The 19,806-nt window shown below is 64.6% G+C and carries 16 protein-coding genes and 1 pseudogene; 14 read left to right on the top strand and 3 right to left on the bottom strand.

Annotation, left to right across the window (positions count from 1 at the left end; translation table 11 throughout):
• Positions 1–4: 4 nt before the first annotated feature.
• Genes paaN through LVJ94_05330 form a run of 4 tightly spaced genes read left to right on the top strand, consistent with a single transcriptional unit; the run spans position 5 to position 5,013 of the window.
• Positions 5–1,669 (top strand): phenylacetic acid degradation protein PaaN, encoded by a 1,665-nt coding sequence (paaN, locus tag LVJ94_05345; protein ID WXB06658.1) that lies wholly within the window; start codon positions 5–7, stop codon positions 1,667–1,669.
• A complete protein-coding gene (gene paaC, locus LVJ94_05340) occupies positions 1,666–3,195 on the top strand; it encodes a 3-hydroxyacyl-CoA dehydrogenase PaaC (protein ID WXB06657.1) in 1,530 nt (509 codons plus the stop codon). The genes paaN and paaC overlap by 4 nt, the downstream gene beginning before the upstream one ends.
• Positions 3,188–3,652 carry a hydroxyphenylacetyl-CoA thioesterase PaaI gene (gene paaI / locus LVJ94_05335; protein ID WXB06656.1) on the top strand — a complete coding sequence of 155 codons (465 nt, stop codon included), beginning with the start codon at positions 3,188–3,190 and terminating at the stop codon, positions 3,650–3,652. Before paaC ends, paaI begins: the two co-directional genes overlap by 8 nt.
• 32 nt (positions 3,653–3,684) lie before the next feature.
• Positions 3,685–5,013 (top strand): MHS family MFS transporter, encoded by a 1,329-nt coding sequence (locus tag LVJ94_05330; GenBank protein ID WXB06655.1) that lies wholly within the window; start codon positions 3,685–3,687, stop codon positions 5,011–5,013.
• Positions 5,014–5,059: 46 nt separating this feature from the next.
• On the opposite strand, the gene LVJ94_05325 is transcribed toward LVJ94_05330, so the two are convergent.
• Entirely contained in the window at positions 5,060–5,947 is an 888-nt protein-coding gene (locus LVJ94_05325; protein WXB06654.1) for a LysR family transcriptional regulator, read from the bottom strand.
• Positions 5,948–6,016: 69 nt separating this feature from the next.
• Between LVJ94_05325 and LVJ94_05320 the strand changes: the two genes are divergently transcribed.
• Entirely contained in the window at positions 6,017–7,144 is a 1,128-nt protein-coding gene (locus LVJ94_05320; GenBank protein ID WXB06653.1) for a major royal jelly family protein, read from the top strand.
• Positions 7,145–7,172: 28 nt separating this feature from the next.
• Positions 7,173–8,186 carry a zinc-binding alcohol dehydrogenase family protein gene (locus LVJ94_05315; protein WXB06652.1) on the top strand — a complete coding sequence of 338 codons (1,014 nt, stop codon included), beginning with the start codon at positions 7,173–7,175 and terminating at the stop codon, positions 8,184–8,186.
• Between the two features lie 95 nt (positions 8,187–8,281).
• On the opposite strand, the gene LVJ94_05310 is transcribed toward LVJ94_05315, so the two are convergent.
• Complete coding sequence (locus tag LVJ94_05310) at positions 8,282–8,593, bottom strand: hypothetical protein (GenBank protein ID WXB10845.1); 312 nt, start codon at positions 8,591–8,593, stop codon at positions 8,282–8,284.
• Here LVJ94_05310 and LVJ94_05305 point away from each other — a divergent pair.
• The 7 genes and pseudogenes from LVJ94_05305 to LVJ94_05275 all read left to right on the top strand — a co-directional run bounded on the left by LVJ94_05305 (position 8,554) and on the right by LVJ94_05275 (position 17,567).
• A pseudogene (locus LVJ94_05305) lies at positions 8,554–8,877 on the top strand (redoxin domain-containing protein). The gene LVJ94_05310 and the pseudogene LVJ94_05305 sit on opposite strands and share 40 nt — an antisense overlap.
• A gap of 135 nt (positions 8,878–9,012) precedes the next feature.
• On the top strand, positions 9,013–9,660 hold the full coding sequence (locus tag LVJ94_05300; protein ID WXB10685.1) for a (2Fe-2S)-binding protein: 648 nt from the start codon (positions 9,013–9,015) through the stop codon (positions 9,658–9,660).
• Positions 9,657–10,646 (top strand): xanthine dehydrogenase family protein subunit M, encoded by a 990-nt coding sequence (locus LVJ94_05295; GenBank protein ID WXB06651.1) that lies wholly within the window; start codon positions 9,657–9,659, stop codon positions 10,644–10,646. Before LVJ94_05300 ends, LVJ94_05295 begins: the two co-directional genes overlap by 4 nt.
• Entirely contained in the window at positions 10,643–12,841 is a 2,199-nt protein-coding gene (locus LVJ94_05290; protein ID WXB06650.1) for a xanthine dehydrogenase family protein molybdopterin-binding subunit, read from the top strand. The genes LVJ94_05295 and LVJ94_05290 overlap by 4 nt, the downstream gene beginning before the upstream one ends.
• A gap of 13 nt (positions 12,842–12,854) precedes the next feature.
• A complete protein-coding gene (locus LVJ94_05285; GenBank protein ID WXB06649.1) occupies positions 12,855–14,810 on the top strand; it encodes a hypothetical protein in 1,956 nt (651 codons plus the stop codon).
• Between the two features lie 209 nt (positions 14,811–15,019).
• Positions 15,020–16,108 (top strand): mandelate racemase/muconate lactonizing enzyme family protein, encoded by a 1,089-nt coding sequence (locus LVJ94_05280; GenBank protein WXB06648.1) that lies wholly within the window; start codon positions 15,020–15,022, stop codon positions 16,106–16,108.
• A gap of 46 nt (positions 16,109–16,154) precedes the next feature.
• A complete protein-coding gene (locus tag LVJ94_05275; GenBank protein WXB06647.1) occupies positions 16,155–17,567 on the top strand; it encodes a sugar porter family MFS transporter in 1,413 nt (470 codons plus the stop codon).
• Between the two features lie 81 nt (positions 17,568–17,648).
• Here LVJ94_05275 and LVJ94_05270 read toward each other — a convergent pair whose 3' ends face one another.
• A complete protein-coding gene (locus LVJ94_05270) occupies positions 17,649–18,716 on the bottom strand; it encodes a hypothetical protein (protein WXB06646.1) in 1,068 nt (355 codons plus the stop codon).
• On the opposite strand from LVJ94_05270, the gene LVJ94_05265 reads away from it, so the two are divergent.
• Positions 18,715–19,668, top strand: a complete 954-nt coding sequence (locus LVJ94_05265) for a LysR family transcriptional regulator (protein ID WXB06645.1) — start codon at positions 18,715–18,717, stop codon at positions 19,666–19,668. The two genes, LVJ94_05270 and LVJ94_05265, sit on opposite strands and share 2 nt — an antisense overlap.
• Positions 19,669–19,806: the final 138 nt, after the last annotated feature.

The raw sequence follows: 19,806 nt of genomic DNA, 5'->3' as shown, positions 1-19,806 counted from the left end.
CGATATGACGCATCCCCTGTTCACGCGACACCAGGCGCTTCTCGAGGACGCTTTGAACGCGGCGCGCACGCGCTCCTTCTACAGTGCGTTTTCCGAATTGCCCAAGAGCTATGGAGGCGCCGCCGCCGAAGAAGGACGCGCGGCTTTCGACGCGCGGCTGCACGCGGCATTCGAGCTCCAGCAGGCTGCAACCGTCGGTGCAGCCGGCCACGAACGTTCGCCCTATGGATTCGATCTCGACATTACGTATCCGAAAGCCGACGTCGATGGGTTGTTCGCGGCAATCACCCGCACGGCGCTTCCCGCCTGGCGCCAGGCGGGACGCGAGGCGTGGGTCGGGGTGGCGCTCGAGATCCTCCACCGGTTGAACCGAAGGAGCTTCGAGATCGCCTACGCCGTCATGCACACCACCGGGCAGGCATTCATGATGGCGTTTCAAGCTGGCGGCCCGCATGCGCAAGACCGCGGGCTCGAGGCCGTGGCCTACGCCTGGGACGAGCTCCGACGAATTCCCGTGGAGGCCATCTGGGAAAAGCCGCAGGGCAAGAACGAGCCGCTCAAACTGCACAAGCGTTACACCATCGTTCCGCGGGGCATCGGCCTGGTCATCGGCTGCTGCACGTTCCCAACCTGGAACGCCTACCCTGGGCTGTTCGCGAGCCTGGCCACCGGCAACGCCGTCATGGTGAAGCCGCATCCGGCGGCCATTCTCCCGCTCGCGATCACCGTAGCGGTGGCGCGCGAGGTGCTGGCGGAGGCGGGGTTCTCGCCCGAGCTTGTCACCCTGCTCGCGCACGATGCAGCCGAAGAGCGGCTGCCACGGGCCCTCGCGCTCCGTCCCGAGGTGCGGCTCATCGACTTTACCGGCAGCAGCGCGAACGGCACCTGGCTCGAGCAGCATGCCCGCCAGGCGCGCGTCTACACGGAGAAAGCGGGGGTCAATCCGATCATCATCGACTCGACATCGGATCTCGAAGCGATGGCGCGCAACATCGCTTTCTCTCTGTCGCTCTATTCGGGACAGATGTGTACGGCACCGCAAAACATCTATGTCCCGAAAGAGGGGATCGATACCCTCGGCGGGCGCGTGCCGTTCGACGGCGTGGCGGATGCCATCGGCGCGGCCATTCGCAAGCTCGTCGCCGACCCGGCTCGCGCCGTGGAGGTACTCGGCGCCGTGCAAAACGAAGGCATCGCTGCGCGCATCGCCATCGCACGCAACATGGGCGAGGTCGTCGTCGACAGCACCAGCTTGACCCATCCCCAGTTTCCCGACGCCCGCATTCGGACGCCGCTCCTTCTCAAGTTCCGCGGCGCGGACGAGGAGACGCTGATGCAGGAGTGGTTCGGCCCGATCGCGTTCGTCGTCGCCACCGAAGACACCGCCCATAGCATCGAGATCGCGAGCAAGGCGGTCGCCGAGCGCGGCGCGATCACGCTCTCGGCTTACACCACCCGCGATACCGTGATGGACGACGTGCGGACGAGCGCAGAAGCCGTCGGGGTCGCAGTCTCGTTCAACCTGCTCGGTGGCATATTCGTCAATCAATCCGCCGCGTTCAGCGACTTTCATGCTACCGGCGCCAACCCGGCAGCCAATGCCTGCTTTACCGACGCGGCATTCGTCGCCGACCGCTTTCGCGTCGTGCAGAGTCGGCGCCACCTATGACCGCGCTTTCGTCATCGTCCGCCGTGGCCGTCGTCGGCAGCGGCGCCATGGGGGCCGGTATCGCCCAAATTGCGGCAGCGGCGGGGCACCCCGTCATGCTGTACGATGCGCGCGAAGACGCCCCATCCAAGGCCATCGACCACATTCGCGAGTCCTTCAGGAAAGAACGCGACAAGGGGCGCATGAACGCCTCCGACGCGGATTCGGCAGCCGCGAGGTTGACGCCCGTCACCTCGCTCGAACCGATGACCTGCGCGCAGCTGGTCATTGAAGCCATCGTCGAGGACCTGGATGCGAAACGCCACCTCTTCACGACGTTGGAAGCCATCGTCGGCGGTGATTGCATCCTCGCGAGCAATACATCGTCCCTGTCGATCACGGCACTCGCGGCGGGCTTGCACAAGCCCGAGCGGGTGGTGGGCATGCACTTCTTCAACCCTGCGCCGCGGATGGCGCTGGTGGAAGTGGTGAGCGGTCTGGCGACGGACGTCGCGCTGGCGCAAACCGTCTACGACACCGCGGCGGCGTGGGGAAAATCGCCGGTATACACCAAGTCGACCCCGGGTTTCATCGTCAACCGGGTGGCGCGTCCGTTCTATTCCGAAGCGCTGCGACTCTTGCAGGAGCAGGTCGCCGACGCAGCGACCTTGGATGCCGTCATGCGCGAGTGCGGCGGTTTTCGCATGGGGCCCTTCGAATTGATGGACCTGATCGGGCACGACGTCAATTTCGCGGTCACGCAATCGGTCTTCCGAGGATATTTCAATGATCCGCGTTTTACCCCCTCGGTGATCCAACGGGAGTTGGTCGACGCCGGATGGCTCGGGCGAAAGTCGGGCCGAGGATTTTATGTCTACGGCGATGGTGCCCCGTTGCCCCCGCCGGCAACGGAAGGGCCCGCGCCGGTGCCGAAACGCGTCGTGGCTCGCCAGACATGGTCACCTGCGGATGCCATCGTGGCGCGACTGAGCGGGTCGCCGGTCGCGATCGAACGTCGTCCTCGCGCCTCGGACGGTGCGCCCCTGTTCGAGGTGGACGGCACATGGATCTATCTCGCCGATGGGCGCTCCGCGACTCGGATTGCCAACGAGACGGAGTATCCGGACGTCGTCGTCTTGGATGTTGCACTGGATTTCGCGGAGGCCACGCGGGTCGCGCTGGCGCGCGCCGATCGATGCTCGACGTCGGCTTTCCAGGCGGCGGTGGGGATGTTCCAGGCCGCGCAGTTCGCCGTATCGGTACTCCGGGACGTGCCGGGCATGGCGGTCATGCGCACGGTCGCCATGCTCGCAAATGAAGCGGCGGATGCCGTGAACCAAGGCGTGTGCAGCGCCGACGCGGTGGACATCGCGATGCAAAAGGGGGTCAACTATCCACGCGGCCCGCTCGCCTGGGCGGATGCCATCGGCGCGGGGCGCATTCGCAATGTCCTGCATCATCTCGCCGCGCACTATGGCGAAGATCGATATCGCATCTCGCCGCTGATCTCGCGCCTCGTTTGGACCGGAGAAGGACTCCATGCGTGAAACGCCGGCCGATCCCCAAGAGCTCGCCGAGGCCGTGGCGCAGGCCATGTACGCGCGTGACAAGGCTTCGCAGGCGCTCGGCATGACCATCGTGGACGTGGCGCCAGGATGCGCGCACGTTTCCATGGTCGTGCGCAGCGATATGCTGAACGGCCACCAGACGTGCCATGGGGGATTCATTTTCGCGCTGGCCGACAGCGCGTTTGCTTTTGCCTGCAACAGCGATAACCAAGTCACCGTCGCCGCGGGGTGCACGATCGATTACCTCGCGCCGGGCCGCGAGGGCGACGTGCTGAGTGCGCAGGCAGTCGTACAATCGGTCTCGAGCCGCACGGGCGTGTACGACGTCACCGTTACCAATCAATCAGGGCAACGGATTGCGTTGTTTCGTGGCAGGGCGCATCGCATCAGGGGAGAAGTACTCGGCGAGCGTTTGGATTCAGCCGCAACGACTTGAAAACGACCGAAACAGGTCGTGGGAGCAGGCCAATGAGCAACGTATTGATCTCGCCCGACACGACCGCTGCACCTCGAAGAGCACCGGATCTGCGCGCTTTGCGACGCGTCGTCGGCGCCAGTTTCATCGGTACCGCCATCGAGTGGTACGACTATTTCATTTACGGCTCGGCGGCGGCGCTGGTCTTCGCCCGCCAATTCTTTCCACAGCTGTCGCCGGTGGCGGGCACCCTCGCCGCCTTCGCCACATACTCCGTCGGCTTCCTTGCGCGCCCTCTCGGCGGTGTGCTCATGGGCCACTTCGGCGATCGGGCCGGGCGCAAGTCCATGCTGGTCCTATCTCTGATGATCATGGGCCTCGCCACCGCGGCCATCGGGCTGCTTCCCACCTACGCCACGGCAGGGATCTGGGCACCCATCCTGCTCGTCGCGCTGCGTTTCATCCAGGGCCTGGCCGTCGGCGGCGAATGGGGCGGTGCGGTGCTCATGGCCGTCGAACACGCACCACCCAAACGCCGCGGTTTCTACGGCAGCTTTCCCCAGATGGGCGTCCCTGGTGGCCTCATTCTCGCCAACCTCGTCTTCCTCGCCACCTCGCGTGGCCTCGGCTCCGAGCGTTTCGACGATTGGGGTTGGCGCCTCCCGTTCTTGGCGAGCTTCGTGCTGGTCGCGGTGGGGTTGGCGATCCGGCTCAAGGTCGAGGAGAGCCCGGATTTCGCCGAGCTGCGCGAGGGCGCGGCCGCGGGTACGAAGGCGCGCGCGCCGATCCTGGAGGTGTTGCGCACCCAGTGGAAGACGGTGCTGCTCGCCGGCGGCGCGTTCATCGGCACCAATGCCATCGGATACATTTTCATGGCATACGTCCTGTCGTACGCGACCAAACAACTCGGCTTCAGTCGGGACCACATCCTGCGATTGTCGTTGAGTGCCACCCTCGTCTGGTTGGTGACCATTCCCTGGGCGGCGGCTCTGTCGGACCGACACGGACGCAGGAGGGTGGTGCTCGTCGGCTCGATGGGTCTGATGCTCTGGGCCGCTGCCTTTTTTCCGCTCATCGACACGCGCGCGACGGCGGGCGTCCTGGCCGCGCTGGTGGTGATGGCGGTCGCTCTGGGCTTGGTCTACGGTCCGCAGGCCGCGCTATTCGCCGAGCTATTTGCCGTACGATTGCGCTATAGCGGCGTGTCCCTGGGCTACCAGATCGGCGCCGTCCTTGGCGGCGGTATTGCCCCGACTGTGGCCACCGCGCTCTTCGCCGCGGGACAAGGATCGTGGCCGATCACCGTCTACCTCACGGGGGTGGCGGCGCTGAGTCTGGGGTGCCTGGCCGTATTGACCCGAAATGATGGGCAGAGTCGCTGATTCCTCAATCATGCTGGGGACTGTGAAAAGAGCCTTCGCCTACGGCTCAGCGGCCTTTCGATAGCGCGGAGACCGTGGCATCGAGAAGGGCGCGCAGACGCGGGAGGCTGCGCAAATCGCGGTGGTAGCCTGCCCAAATGTCTCGGCCTGGAGGCGGCTCGTCCAAGGAGATCTCGCAGAGGCCGGGCGAGCTGTCGCCGATCCATCGCGGGAGCACGGCGAGGCCTGCGCCGCCGATGCACATGGCCGCTTGCACGTCGCGGCTGTTGCTGCGCAAGGCCATACGTGCCGTGGGGAAGCGCTCGCGGAGCCAGGTGACGTCGGCGAAGGTGCCGAAGGCGGTATCCATGGTGATGAGCGCATGCGCTTCGCCGTGACCGACTTTTGGAATGCCATGGCGCTCCACGTACACCGGCGCGGCATAGAGCGCGAACGGGATGTGCGTGACCTTGGTCGTGAGGACGTCGGGTTCGTCGAACCGGCGGAAACGAAAGACGAGATCGGCCTCCCGGCGGGCGAGCCGCAGTAGGCGCGTCTCGGCAACGAGCTCGATCGTGACGTTCGGGTGGGCGCGCGAGAACGCAGCGAAGATGGGCGCGAGCGCGTGCGACGCGAACCATTCGGAGGTCGAGACGCGGAGCATTCCTTCGAGATCGTGCGCGCTGCCTGCGAGGTGGCGCTCGAAGGCAATGGCTTCCTCCTCCATGCGCTCCGCGTTGGCGAAGACCGCCGCACCTTCGTCGGTGAGAACGAAGCCGCTATCCGTGCGCTGGAAAAGCTTCTGCCCGACGGCCTCCTCGAGCGCGCGCAGCCGACGACCAATCGTCGGCTGGGCCTGACCAAGTGACTTCGCCGCCTGCCCCAAGGTCTTCGCGCGCGCGACGGCGAGGAAGACTTTGAGATCATCCCAGTTCGCGCGCGTTGGTCCGCCCATGCAATTGTGAATGAGCGTAGTGCGAAATCGTCCGTTTCGAAACCGATGTTCCGGATGAACGATGGGCGCATGTCCATCCGATCCATCGCGCCCGCTTCGTTCGCCGCGTTCGCCGCCCTTGCGTGCACACCGCGCGATACAGGCTCACCCGCGTCCCAAACCGACGCCTCCCCCATCTTGGAAACCGTCGCCGAGAGCGACACCATGATCTGGAATGCCGTTGCTGTCGAGTCCGCCCGCACCTTCGCGGCCGGACCGCGATGGACAGGATCGAAAGGTCCGTCGGTCGCCGAGATCACCGGGCAGCACAGCTTGACGCCGTACCCCGATGCCGCATGGAACGCGTGGGCGGCCGGCGCGTCGCCGGAGCGCGCCTTCGTCAACGTCAATGCGCTTCATGGCGACGGCCACGGCGGCCTCTGGGCCATCGACACGGGCGCGCCCGATTTCGGCGGCAATCCGCTTCCGGGCGGCGCCAAGGTGGTGCACATCGAAGCCAAAACGAACCGCGTCGTTCGTGTTTACACCTTCGATGCGCGCGTCGCTTTGCCTGGCAGCTACATCGACGACATTCGCTTTCACGGGGAGCACGCCTACCTGACGGACGCCGGGCGCGCGGGCATCATCGTGCTCGACCTCGCGCGGGGCGATGCACGCCGCGTGCTCGACGATGCGCCGGCCGTCACCGCCCCCGCAGACCGCCCCATCGTGCTGGGCGGCGAAACCGTGAAGGCGCCCGACGGTTCACCGCTGCGCGTCCACGCCGATCCGCTCGAGACGAGCCCCGACGGAAAGTATCTCTATTTCGCGCCTCTCAGCGGCCCGTGGTCGCGCATCGAGACACGCTGGCTCGACGATCCGAATATCGCAGGCGCCGAAATCGCGCAGCACGTCGAGCCGTGGGCCGATCTTCCGCCCGTGGGCGGCACGGTCATGGATAGCCAAGGGAGTCTCTATTTTACCGATCTTGCTGCGAGCGCGGTGAAGCGCCGCGCCCCCGACGGGAGCATCACGACCATCGTCCAAGATGCGCGGCTCCACTGGGTCGACGCCCCAGTCCTCGACGCCGAAGGCTTTCTCTTGCTCCCGACGCCGCAGATGGATCGCATGCCGCTTTTCAATGGGGGTCAGAACAAGGTTTCGTTGCCCGTGGCGATCTACCGCGTCCCCAGTGCCGGTCGGCACTCATCCCATTGACTCGTCCCATTTCTTTGGAGCCAAATCCGTGAAAGCCGTTGGATACCGCCGAAGCCAGCCCCATGATCCGCCGTACGCGTTCGAGGACCTCGAACTCCCGCCCCCCAACCCGGGCCCGCGCGACATCCTCGTTCGCATACGCGCCGTGTCGGTCAATCCCGTCGATGCCAAGGTGCGTCGCGGCCGCAATCCCGCCCCAGATCAGGTGGAGGTGCTGGGCTGGGACGCCGTCGGCATCGTCGAGGGATTAGGAGCCCAAGCGTCGCAGTTCAAGCTCGGCGACCGCGTTTACTACGCCGGCGCCATCAATCGCCCAGGCAGCAATAGCGAACTGCACGCAGTGGACGAGCGCATCGTCGCGCTTGCACCCAAGTCCTTGAATGATGCGGACGCCGCCGCGCTGCCATTGACGAGCATCACGGCCTACGAGCTGCTGTTCCACCGCCTGCGCGTCGCCAAGGGCCAAGAGCGGAGCGAAACCATGCTAATCGTCGGCGGCGCGGGCGGCGTGGGATCCATCTTGATCCAGCTCGCCCGCCAGCTCACGCGATTGCGCATCGTGGCTACCGCATCACGACCCGAGACGCGCCAATGGTGCCTCGACCTGGGGGCGCACGAGGTCATCGACCACCGCCAGCCGCTATCCGAGGGCCTGAAGTCGGTGGGCATTGGAGCGGTGGACTACGTGGCGGCACTAACGCAAACGGAACAGCACTATGCTCAGATCATCGAATGCCTCGAACCCCAGGGTGCGCTGGCCGTCATCGACGACATGAAGGGCCTCGACATCATGGCGCTCAAGAGCAAGTCCATCGCCTTGCATTGGGAGCTCATGTTCACCCGCTCGATGTATCAGACCGCGGACATGGCGGAGCAAGGGCGTCTGCTGTCCGAGGTCGCCGCCCTGGTCGACGCGGGCCGAATCCGCTCCACTGCGACCCTCGTGATGGGCGCCATCAACGCAGAAAACGTCGGCCGGGCGCACGCGCTGATCGAAAGCGGCCGCGCGCGAGGCAAGGTCGTGCTGACCGGCGGTTTTTGACCTGACTCCAAAGCGAAACGGGGCCAGGGACTTCAACGTCAGCCTGGGAAACGCATCCGGATCGTGGGCGCGCTTCGAGTTGCCGTTGCCGACCGTCAGGAAGAGCCAATGGTGGTCGCGGCAAAGCCGCCCACCACGAACGATTCGTCGGCACCAGGCGACGGCTCGTCGGTACCGACCTGGCGCGGCACCTCGCGGCGGGCAAAGCTCCCGCCATGACAGACTGTCCACGCGATATCGCTTCCGAAGCGGCCACCGCGCTTTTTTGAGCCGTGGGCAGTGAGCTTCGTCACTGTCATCGACGTGCGCGGTATTTCAGACTTCATCCCATCGTTCGCCCCGATTGTCGCGTCCCCGGAGGTGCCGAATGAATGATCCACGGCCAGCCATAGGAAAGCCTGCACCACCTTTTTCGGTGGCCACCATCGCCACGGCGCGCGGGCGCAAGGTCACATCGTTGCCGTTCTCCGGACAGGCGGTGATCCTCGCGTTCTTCGACGCGTGCGGATGGCAGCACGCGCCGGCGCACGCGTTCCGTGAACTTCGAGGCGAGCTTCGTGGTCTCGGCGCCATGCTCGTGATCGTGTCCGAGCAGGGCATCTGGTCGTTTCGACCCGACGACGATTTGGAGCTCTCCGTGCCCCGCGAGGACCTCGACGAGCACCGCATGGACGATCTGCGCGCGGCCTACGGCGTCGATCCAGGCGTGCCGTCCTTCTTCATCATCGATGGCGAATCCAAGCTGCGTTTTTCGCGCCAATTGAGCGGGAGCCGCTCGCCGTCGATCGAAATGGTCGCCTCCGCGCTCTCCGCGGCCGGGCGTACGATGGTGGCCGGCACCGCGCCCGTACGCGAACGCGGCGCATCCCTGGTGTCGCGGCGCGAGCTCGTGGTTTCGAGCCTGCTCACCGTCTTCGCCGTCGCGCTGCTGGACGCGTGCGGAGGAGGGAGCGGAGGCGAGAGAGCCTGTACTCCGGCGGGCCCCGGTGGCGACGGGAGCCTCGAACTCGACGTCACGTTGAACGTCAATGGCGAGGCACACCGCCTGCGCATCGATCCGCGCGTATCGCTGCTCGATGTGCTTCGCGAACAGGTGGGTCTCACGGGAACCAAGAAAGGATGCGACCACGGGCAGTGCGGCGCGTGCACGGTTCTCATCGACGATCGCCGCGTGCACGGGTGCTTGACGCTGGCCGTGATGGCTCGAGGCTCGCGCATCACGACCATCGAAGGCTTGGCCCACGGAGACGAGCTCCACCCGATGCAAGCAGCCTTCGTCGAGTGCGACGGCCTGCAATGCGGTTATTGCACCCCCGGTCAAATCATGAGCGCCGTCGCCCTTCTCCGCGAAGGCCACGCCACGACGGACGACGAAGTGCGCGAACAGATGAGCGGGAACATCTGCCGGTGTGGTGCGTATTCGAACATCGTTTCCGCCATTCAACTCGCACGAGGAAGGATGGTACCGACATGACACCGTTTACCTATCTGCGCGCCGAAGCAGAGGCCTCCGCTCTGCAGGCCGGATGCTCCTCGGGTGTGGCCTTCATCGCCGGCGGCACGGGCATGGTCGATCTCATGCGCCTCGGCGTCGAGAAGCCCGTGCGGCTGGTCGACATCAATGGGCTGCCGTGGAAGACAATCGAACGGACGCGCGATGGCGGCTTGTTCGTGGGCGCGCTGGTCAAAAATAGCGATCTTGCCTGGCATCCGGAGGTGCGCACGCGCTTTCCGGTGCTCTCCGAGGCGCTGCTCGCGGGCGCGTCGCCGCAATTGCGCAATATGGCCACGGTGGGAGGCAATCTGCTCCAGCGCACGCGCTGCGCGTATTTTCGCGACGTCGGTATCTCCGCCTGCAACAAGCGCACTCCCGGATCGGGCTGCGCGGCGCTCGATGGCGGCTTCGTGCGAATGCACGCGGTGCTCGGTGGGAGCGACCATTGCATCGCGGCGCACCCCTCGGACATGTGCGTGGCGCTCGTCGCGCTCGACGCCATCGTGCACGTGCGAGGCCCGAGGGGCGAGCGCTCCGTTCCAGTGGGAGAATTCCACCTCCTACCCGGCGCCCACCCCGAGACCGAGACCGTCGTCGCCCAAGGCGAGCTGGTAACCGGTATCACACTGCCACCGAGCGCCTTCGCCGCGCGCTCGGCGTACGTGAAGGCGCGCGATCGCGCATCGTATGCCTTTGCCTTGGCGTCCGCCGCGGCGGCCATTCAGCTCGACGGAAATGTCATTCGAGATGCGCGCGTTGCATTCGGCGGCGTGGCCACCAAGCCATGGCGCAGCCGAGAGGCGGAGCAAGCGCTCGCGGGGCAGTCGGTCCAGACGGCCGTGTTCGAGCGGGCGGCGGCGGCGGCCATGCAGGGCGCGAGCCCCCGTCCGGGCAACGAGTTCAAGGTGGCACTCGCGCAGCGGGTGCTCGTACGCGCGTTGGAGCGGGCAGGAGGTATCGCATGAGCACCCCCGTCTTGGGCCTAGGCCTCGACCGTCTCGATGGCCGCCTCAAAGTCACAGGCCGAGCGGATTACCCCGCCGAAACGGCCGTGGCCAACGTCGCGCACGCGTACCTCGTGACGAGTCCCATCACCACCGGCCGAATCGCCTCGCTCGACGTGCGCGAGGCCGAGCGCGCGCCCGGCGTGCTCGCGGTGGTCTCGCATCTGAACCCGCCGGTGCTGCCGGGCGTCAACGCGCCGCCCACCGGCATCAATCAAGCGCTGCAACTGTTTCAGAACGACCGGATCATTTACAACGATCAAGCAGTCGCCCTGGTGGTCGCCGATACGCACGATCGGGCGCGCCATGCCGCGAGCCTCGTGGCGGCGCGCTACGAGGCGCAGCCGTTCACGGTGGACATGATCGCCGAGGCCCCACGCGCGTATCCACCGGCCAATTATGATGTGCGCCGGGGGGATTTCGCGGCGGGTATGGCGGCGGCGAGCGTACGCGTCGAGCAAACCTACACCACGCCCACCGAGCATCACAATCCGATCGAACCGCACGCGGCCATCGTGATTTGGCAGGGAAACGATCACGCCACGGCGTACGTGACGACCCAGGGCATTTTTTCCGTGCGAACGAGGCTTGCGAATCTATTTGGCATTCCCAGAGAGAATGTCCGGGTCATTTCGCATTACATCGGCGGCGGCTTCGGTAGCAAAGGCACGCCGTGGGCGTTCACCGCACTGGCGGCCATCGGGGCGAGGGCATCGGGGCGGGCGGTCAAGATGGTGTTGACCCGCCAGCAGATGTTCTCCCAGGTTGGGTACCGCTCGGGCACGCTCCAGACGATCGCGCTCGGCGCCGATGGCACGGGACAGCTCACCGCGATTTCGCACGACGTGTTGTGCTCCAGTTCCCGGACCGACGAGTTCGTGGAGCCGGCGGCGCGGCAGACCCCCCTGCTCTACGCGTGTCCGAACATGAACGCGACATACCGTCTGGCGCGCCTCGACGTTCCGGCGCCCATCTTCGCCCGGTCGCCCGGCGAATCCGTGGGGACCTTCGCGCTGGAGTCGGCCATGGACGAGCTCGCGTATGCGCTCGCGATGGATCCCATCGAACTGCGCCTGAAGAATTATGCAGAGCGGAACCCTCAGGACAACCGGCCGTGGTCCAGCAAATCGCTGCGCGAATGCTACGCACAAGGTGCGGCGAGGTTCGGCTGGTCCGGGCGAAGCGCCGCGCCGCGCTCGATGCGGGATGGCCGTTTGCTCGTCGGCTGGGGAATGGCCACCGCCACGCATGCCGCCGAGCAGAGCGCCTCGTCGGCCATCGTGCGCGTGCGTGCCGACGGCAGCGCCCTGGTGCAGGCCGGCTCGCAGGACATCGGGACGGGGACCTACACGGTCATGACCCAACTCGCCGCCGACATGCTCACCTTGCCGTTCGACCACGTGCGCTTCGAGCTCGGCGACACGGTGCTTCCGGAGACGCCAACCTCCAGCATATCGCGAACCGTGTCCAGCGTCGGCTCGGCGGTGAAGATGGCGGCGCTCGCCGTTCGAACGAGGCTCGCGGAGACGGCCGTGGCCGATCCGCGATCTCCGCTGTACGGACTCGCGGTAAGCGCGATCGACGCGGCCGACGGGGCCCTTTACGCGACGGCCAATCCCGCGCAGCGCGATCCATTCGCCGATATCGTGACGCGAAGCGGGGCGTCCGAAATCGTCGCCCAGGTCGCCAATGCGGTCAAGGCGGACCGCGCACGGTATGCGTGCCACGCGTTCGGCGCACAGTTCGCCGAGGTCAAAGTGGACGAGGCGCTCGGCACCGTCCGCGTGACCCGGCTCGTCGCCGCCTTCGCGGCGGGGAAAATCCTCAACGCGAAGACGGCCAGGAGCCAATTTCAAGGCGGCATCGTATGGGGCCTCGGCATCGCCCTCCACGAGCACACGGTCCGCGACCCGCGCACCGGCCGGGTGATAACGCGGGATCTCGCCGATTACCACCTTCCCGTTCACGCCGATGTGCCCCACATCGACGTGATCATGATCGACGAAGTCGATCCGTATGTTAACGAAATCGGTGCGAAAGGCATCGGCGAAATCGGCGTCACCGGCGTCGGCGCCGCCATCGCGAACGCCGTGTACCACGCAACGGGCCGCCGCATTCGCGATCTGCCGATTACGCCGGACAAGCTCATTACTTGAATATGAGGCCCATATGCGCCGAATATCCCCGTCGTGTCTCCTTGCGTCCGTGCTGCTTGGCTCCGTGAGCCCCGTAGCCGCGGACGCACATCACGAGACCAGCGCCTCGCCAAGACCTGCCCTCGCCATTTCCGACCCCGGCTTCGAGCAAGGCGGCGCCGGCTGGACGTTCAGTACGGGGACGGGTGTTGCCACCAACTATCCGCATGGCGGAACGCGGCTCGCGTATCTGGATTCGGGTGCCGGCAAGGCGCTCCGTCAGAGTATCTCTGTCGCCGCTTCGGGCACATACGACTTCTCCACGTGGGCTGCGACGGGTGGCCCCAACGGCCTGTTCGTGATCCGTCTAAACGGTGAGGCCGCCGCGGCCGTGATCTTACCCAACCGCACCTGGTATTCCCGCTCCTCGATCAGCCGAATCGCCCTCGAGCGAGGAGATGTCCTCGAGCTTGCATTCGAGTCTGGCGACGGATGGGTCAATGTCGACGACCTCATGATCTCCCCCAGCGCGCCTGCCAATCCGATGATCAGCTCCTCCAATCGAAAGATCGTAGAGATGTTCGATTGGGCAAAATACAAGGCCAATACCTGGGCGCAGCTTCCTGGGACGGTCGGCCCGCTCAACGTCGATGAGAACAACCTCTCCGGTACGGGCACGGCTGCCTACGTAGCCTCCTATTGGGCGGGCTACGCAAACCGCAGTGCGTACTACTCGCGCGACATGGCTCACCAGCTCGTGGGCGCCGCGGTGCTCGGCCTGAGCGCGGAGAACAAGACGATGCTGCGCGCTTTCGCCGCCTCGGCAAGCGCCGAGCACGTGTACTTCCCCGTGTGGGCGTTCAACTTCGACGCGAAGACATACCTGTCGATTGACTACCGGAGCCCTACCAACTTCGTTCGAGAAGTCCCAGCTCCCTTCGAGCTGGTGGAGAAGGCAAACGAGGCCTATCGCTGGAGCGGCGATAGCGCCTATGTCAACGATCCCGTACTCTGGAACTTCTATCTGCATACCACCAACGAATTCATTACCCTCCACGATTCGCTCCAACCCAATGGCGTCGCCGAGGGTACGGGCAATGGCATCTTTGCCGGCTCCGCGAGCTACGACGAGCAGAGTTCCGAGCGTCTCGCCGAAGCCGGTGACGGGATTGCCTCCCAGTACCAGGCTTACCTCGCGATGGTCTCGCTCGCCCGCAGCAAAGGCGATCGAACACTCGCGGCGACCTACGACCAGAAGGCGGCTGCCCTCAAGGAATACTTCAATTCGACCTGGAGCGGCGCGGGCTCGGGCGCGAACATGATCCGGGCGTACGGCATCGACGGCACGCCGGTGACCGGATGGGGCAGAGAGAACAGTGGGTTCATGGCCATGAAGCAGATCATCGATCCCGGCCCGCGCAACGAAGCGTACCTCGATTACATCGACCAACAGACCAACGGCAGCGGCAGACCCTCGAACATCGAGTCGCTCACCTATTTGCCCGACATCTTCTTCAAGAACCATCGCCACGACACGGCTTGGAAGTGGATGAATTACATCTATGACCAGAAAGACGTTCAACACGTCAACGGCCGGCAAGGCGCCAATGGCGATTACCCCGAGGTCTCCTTCACCTTACTCAGCCAAACCATCCAGGGGCTGATGGGCGTCGCCCCAGACGCTCCGAGCCACACGGTGACCACCCAATCGCGGTTGCCCACCGAGATGGCCTGGCTCGAGGCCCACGGCCTTCGGATCGGCCGCAGTGCTTTCACCCTGCGCCACGACGGAGCCATCAAGTCCACACTCACCAACGCTTCGGGCACCGAGACCTATACCTGGGAGGCACGCTTCGTCGGCGTATACCGAACGGTGACCGTCAACGGCAGGACGCGCGCCGGGCAGACAAAAACGGTCCACGGCGTCACGTACACCTACGCGATGATTCCCATGGCGCCGGGCGCATCGGCGAGCGCCGCGGTCCAATGACGTTCGGTATCGGCAAGAGCTAGACTACCCTCGTTCGCGACGCAAACAGAGACGCGTATCGCCGATCGTGTAGTCCTAGGTTGCTCCTCTGCGCCAACCGGGCTACGATGATGAACGTCATCGAATGCGTTAGCATCAAGTCGTCAGCTCGTTGAAAGCTCCGGGGGGTGCATCGATTCTTCTCACCCCCCATGGGAGCGGAGCACACCGTGATCAAGATCGCACGCGCCGAGGCTTACCTCGTCGACATCGCCGTCGAAACCGAACGCACGGACGCCGTACAGAGCTTCATCAAACAGGAGACCATCTTCGTCGAGCTACATACGAGCGACGGAAACCAAGGGATCGGCTATTCGTATACGATCGGCACCGGCGGCCGCGCGATTTTATCGATGTTGCGTGAGCACCTTCTTCCCCTGCTCCTGGGGGCCGACCCCACGATGGTGGAAGCCCTTTGGTTTCGCTTGTTCGCGGCGACCCGGGCGACCACCGTGGGAGCGATCACGTCGCTCGCGCTGGCCGCGGTGGATATCGCGTTGTGGGATTTACGGTGTCGTGCTGCCGGACAGCCATTGTGGCGACTGGCGGGCGGCTTTCGGCAATCCGTTCCGTTGTACGACACCGAAGGCGGCTGGCTGCACTTGAGCACCGACGCGTTGGTCGCGGGAGCGCTCCACGCGAAAGAATCGGGTTGGTCGGGAATCAAAATCAAGGTAGGAAAACCCGCGTTGCACGAAGACGTGGAGCGTCTGCGCGCAGTCCGGGACGCGGTCGGACCAGGCTTCGCGGTGATGGTCGATGCGAACCAGTCGATGACGCTCGCCGAGGCGAAGGCGCGCGCCAAGGCGTATGAACCGTTCGGGCTCACCTGGTTCGAGGAGCCTATGCCCGCCGATGACGTGGCCGCGCACGCGCGGTTGGTGGCGCAGACCTCCATTCCCATCGCAGTGGGCGAGTCGCTGTATTCGATTGGACAATTCCGTGAATACCTCGTGGGGGGCGCCGCATCCATCGTGCAAGTGGACGTCGCCCGCGTCGGCGGCATTACCCCATGGCTCAAGGTCGCGCACATGGCCGAAGGCTTCAACGTCGCCGTCTGCCCGCATTTCCTGATGGAGCTGCACGTGAGCCTCGTCGCCGCCATTCCCAATGGCCGCTACGTCGAGCACATTCCGCAGCTCCGCGCGCTGACCACGAAGGAGGTGCGCATCGAAAATGGCCACGCCGTGGCGGACGACACGCCAGGAATCGGGATTCATTGGAATCGCGATGCCATCGATCGGGGACGCGCCGCCTGACGCGCGAGCACGCCGAACGATTGAACAATCTGGAAGGAGCCACACCATGCCCTACGTAGCCGCGACCGACCGGGATAGCCTCCAATCCTCGCCCGAGGCCTCTGCGCCCATTCCCCGGTTCGTATACGTCGTCGCCATTCTGGGCGGCATGTCCGGTTTGCTCTACGGCTACGACTCGGGCTCGATGTCCGGCGCCCTTCCTCTCATCACCGCGGCGTTCGGGCTCGGCTCCGGCGGCCAGGGTCTCGTCACGAGCATGCTTCTCTTCGGCGCACTGCCCGCCATCGTGGGCGCGACACTCGCCGCCCGACGGTTCGATCGACGGCACCTGTTGATCCTGTGCGGCGCCATCTACATCGTCGGCTCGCTCGGCTGTGCGATAGCGCCCGATGCATTTACGCTGACGGCATTTCGATTCGTTCTTGGATTGGCGTGTGGCATCGCCAATCAATTCGGATTGATTTACGTCTGCGAGCTCGCGCCCAAGCGAATCCGCGGCATGCTGACGGCGATTTACCAGCTCTCGGTCAACATCGGCATCCTCGTCGCGTACATCGTCGGAAGCGTGTTCGCACCTTACGGAATGTGGGAGTGGATCCTCGGGCTCGGCGCACTTCCCGCCGCCATCTTCCTCATCGGGATGGTCCTCTCGCCCGCAAGCCCGCGATGGCTCATGATGCGCGGCCGCGAAGCCGACGCCCTTCGCGTACTTGCGAAGCTTCGCAGCACGCCCGACGAAGCGCGCGCGGAGGGCGCCGAAATCGCGGACAGCTTGCGCCAACAGGAGGTCGGTTTCCGAGAATTGACCGGCGTTTACCGCCCGGCGTTGCTCATGACCCTGCTCCTCACCTGCTTCCAAGTGCTCACCGGCATCAACTCGGTGGTATATTATGCGCCCATTATCTTCACCGACGCCGGCAGTGGCACCGCGTCGGGAACGATTGCGAATTATGGAGTCGGCATCGCATTGGTGGTCTCCACGGCCATATCCCTCCCGCTCATCGAGCGACTCGGCCGTGTCAAACTGCTTACCATCAGCCTAGCCGCCCAAGTGCCCCCCACGGTACTCCTGGCGTTCTGCCCGCACGTGACGTGGTTGGCGATCGCCTGCGTGTTCTTCTACACCTTCGCCTTCGGCTTTGGCCTTGGACCAGTATTCTGGCTGCTCTGCCCCGAGGTACTGCCGCTCCGCGCGCGTGCGCTCGGAATGGGCGTCATTACGTTCTTTCAATATTTGATCAACGCCTTGTCGGCCCTCGTCTACCCCACGATGATCGCCGCCATCGGCACCTGGTCATTCCTGATCTTCGCAGGCATGTCCGCTTTGGGGGCCTGGTACGTGTTCACCCGCGTGCCCGAGACGAAAGGGCGCTCGCTGGAAGAAATCGAGGCCTACTGGCGCGACCGAGCGCGTCACGTTCCGCTCGGGACGAGCGTATTGCCACAGCGGTTGCCTTAGCACACGGCCGCACCCAAGCTCCTTAGGACCGTGAAATCCACGCGTCAGCAGCGAGCCTTTCAACGCGCGTTCCAGCTCTGTTCAATTGCAATATCCAGTCAGTTCGACATACGCTCGTCCAGTAGCACTGCCGCTGACGATCGACGCCCCCTCCCAGTACCTTTGCCCGATGGAGACAACCTCTTGGTCGTCGAGCGCAGGCCGTATGGTCACGTCAATGTCTTTGTATTTCACGTGCCATTGCGTCGGATAGGTGCATCCGGAAGAGTTGGTCCAGTTTCCCGTTGGGGTAATCTCGACTTCGCTGCTGTCGATTTGCGTTACGTTGCACTGCGCATCGGACAAGCTGCCGATCGGCGAAGGCTCACCGGAGTTCAGTGCATAGAGCATCATCTCCCGCCCATCGTCGAGCTGAATGGCAAACCAGTGCCAACCTCGCTGAACGACGTCACTCAGCTGGCCCCACTCGTGATCGAACCACGCCTGCCCGGTCACCGCGAGTGGCTTTCCATCGAGCACGACCATCCCCTTTGCTGACATGCGCTCTCGTGAATAGTAATAGGCATATCCCGAGGGCGCATATGCGACGTAGCCGTCGCCGTATTGAGCCACGGGTGGCTTTTGGGCATCGAGCTCCAGATCGAAGATCGCACGTCCGTCGGTCACCCCGTGGAGCCGATCATGACCGTTGCCGCCGACCGCTGTTTCACCGGACACGGCGAGTGCGAACCCATTTTCCACGGTCCGCGGTGGCCCTGGCACCAAGGACGAGCGGGTTAGGAATCGTTTGCCGTCGATGTCGGTGAGCGCCGTGTTGACCATTTGCGCCTTCACGCCCGATTGCACCGTCGAGAAGAAGGTCTGCTCGAATCCGAACCAGCGCCCATCCTCCGTCTTCAGATGACCCGTCCAGTACCACCACTCGACCGGCTCGGAGTGCGTCGAATCGTCGGCTGGCAAATGAATGACTCCCGTGGACGGCGCCTGGCACGTGAGGCTTGCACTTTGAGGTGTGACGATGTCGGCCTCGTTCGAGCTCGATGAGCAGCCCGCGACGAGGATGGAGCCCATGCAAGGCCAAAGGACGAAACGACCGACACGTTGGACGAAAGAGTGTGTTCGATTCTTGCTGCGTTCGATGACGTTCATGGCAGCTACCTTGATCTCGCCGAGCACGCTCGAAAATGGCCAGCTTGGTACCAGGAGTGATACATTTTCGGCCACCATGGAGCTCGAAGAGGTCGCCGCATTCTTGGCATTGGTGGAGGCTGGAAGCGTCTTCCGCGCAGCGAAGAATATGAAGATCTCCCGCGCGACGTTTCGGCGCCGGCTCGAAGCACTGGAGGAAAACATCGGTCAACGGCTCTATGAGCGGGAGAGGGACAAGATCGTACTCACCCGCGCTGGGCGCTTGCTCGAGCAGGAAGGGCCTTTGCTCCTAGGCTCCGCGCGGCGGCTCACAGATGCGCTGAAGCAAACGGGCACCGAGACCGTTTCAGGAAAACTGTGGATCGCCATGCCCATTGGGCTGCCCGATGAGTTATTGGCCGCGTTTGCACGCGAGATCGCGGAGCGCTGGCCGAGGCTCCGCGTGGTCTCACATTTCTCGGCCGATCCGCTCAGTGAGCTCGAACGAGATGCCGATATGGCCATTACTGCCGGAAATCGTCCGCGCGCTCCGTGGGTCTCGCGTTCGATTGCCCAGTTCGAAGAGTACGCAGTGGCACACCGCTCGTACGTCGAGCGCGCGGGCTTGCCTCGCAGCCTGGAGGAGCTTCGTCAGCATCGGCTTCTTTCGCAACAAGCGCCCGACGTGGACCCCGCCCGATGGCCGTTGCGTGGCGGGGGAACGCATCGCGTTCAACCATCGTTGACGGTGAATGATCTCGGCAATCTTCTGGCCTGCGTCAACGCGGGGATCGGCATCGGATTGCTTCCAACCGGAAACGCGACCTCGGAACTTCGGACCGTGCTCCCCGAGATCATCGGCCGCCGGCGCCGATTTTGGCTCGCGAGCGCGCCAGCCGGGCGGTGGAGCCCGGCGGTCAGAGCTTTTAGCGAGGCGTTGGTGACCTTTCTCGCATCGAACCAAAAGCGGTAGCGAGCACTCCTATCACCCAAGCCTCGGTGTCGTGTTCGTCCAGCGCGTAGTGCAACGAGGACGACCCCGTCCGCCACCAAAGGCACCTAGGCACTTCCAATGACAACGGCCCGACGTCCTCAGGCGCCCGCTTCCTCT

The sequence above is a fragment of the Sorangiineae bacterium MSr11367 genome (assembly GCA_037157805.1).
In the GTDB taxonomy this organism is placed as follows: Bacteria; Myxococcota_A; Polyangia; order Polyangiales; family Polyangiaceae; genus Pendulispora; species Pendulispora rubella.
The sequence above is the reverse complement of the archived record's forward strand: the minus strand, read 5'-3'. Positions and strand labels throughout refer to the sequence as shown.

Coding starts and splice junctions, on each gene's coding strand:
- paaC (WXB06657.1), top strand. CDS start 1,666: ATGACCGCGCTTTCGTCATCGTCCGCCGTGGCCGTCGTCGGCAGCGGC.
- LVJ94_05320 (WXB06653.1), top strand. CDS start 6,017: ATGTCCATCCGATCCATCGCGCCCGCTTCGTTCGCCGCGTTCGCCGCC.
- LVJ94_05300 (WXB10685.1), top strand. CDS start 9,013: ATGGTGGCCGGCACCGCGCCCGTACGCGAACGCGGCGCATCCCTGGTG.
- LVJ94_05270 (WXB06646.1), bottom strand. CDS start 18,716: ATGAACGTCATCGAACGCAGCAAGAATCGAACACACTCTTTCGTCCAA.
- LVJ94_05290 (WXB06650.1), top strand. CDS start 10,643: ATGAGCACCCCCGTCTTGGGCCTAGGCCTCGACCGTCTCGATGGCCGC.
- LVJ94_05295 (WXB06651.1), top strand. CDS start 9,657: ATGACACCGTTTACCTATCTGCGCGCCGAAGCAGAGGCCTCCGCTCTG.
- LVJ94_05285 (WXB06649.1), top strand. CDS start 12,855: ATGCGCCGAATATCCCCGTCGTGTCTCCTTGCGTCCGTGCTGCTTGGC.
- LVJ94_05265 (WXB06645.1), top strand. CDS start 18,715: ATGGCAGCTACCTTGATCTCGCCGAGCACGCTCGAAAATGGCCAGCTT.
- LVJ94_05325 (WXB06654.1), bottom strand. CDS start 5,947: ATGGGCGGACCAACGCGCGCGAACTGGGATGATCTCAAAGTCTTCCTC.
- paaI (WXB06656.1), top strand. CDS start 3,188: ATGCGTGAAACGCCGGCCGATCCCCAAGAGCTCGCCGAGGCCGTGGCG.
- LVJ94_05275 (WXB06647.1), top strand. CDS start 16,155: ATGCCCTACGTAGCCGCGACCGACCGGGATAGCCTCCAATCCTCGCCC.
- paaN (WXB06658.1), top strand. CDS start 5: ATGACGCATCCCCTGTTCACGCGACACCAGGCGCTTCTCGAGGACGCT.
- LVJ94_05330 (WXB06655.1), top strand. CDS start 3,685: ATGAGCAACGTATTGATCTCGCCCGACACGACCGCTGCACCTCGAAGA.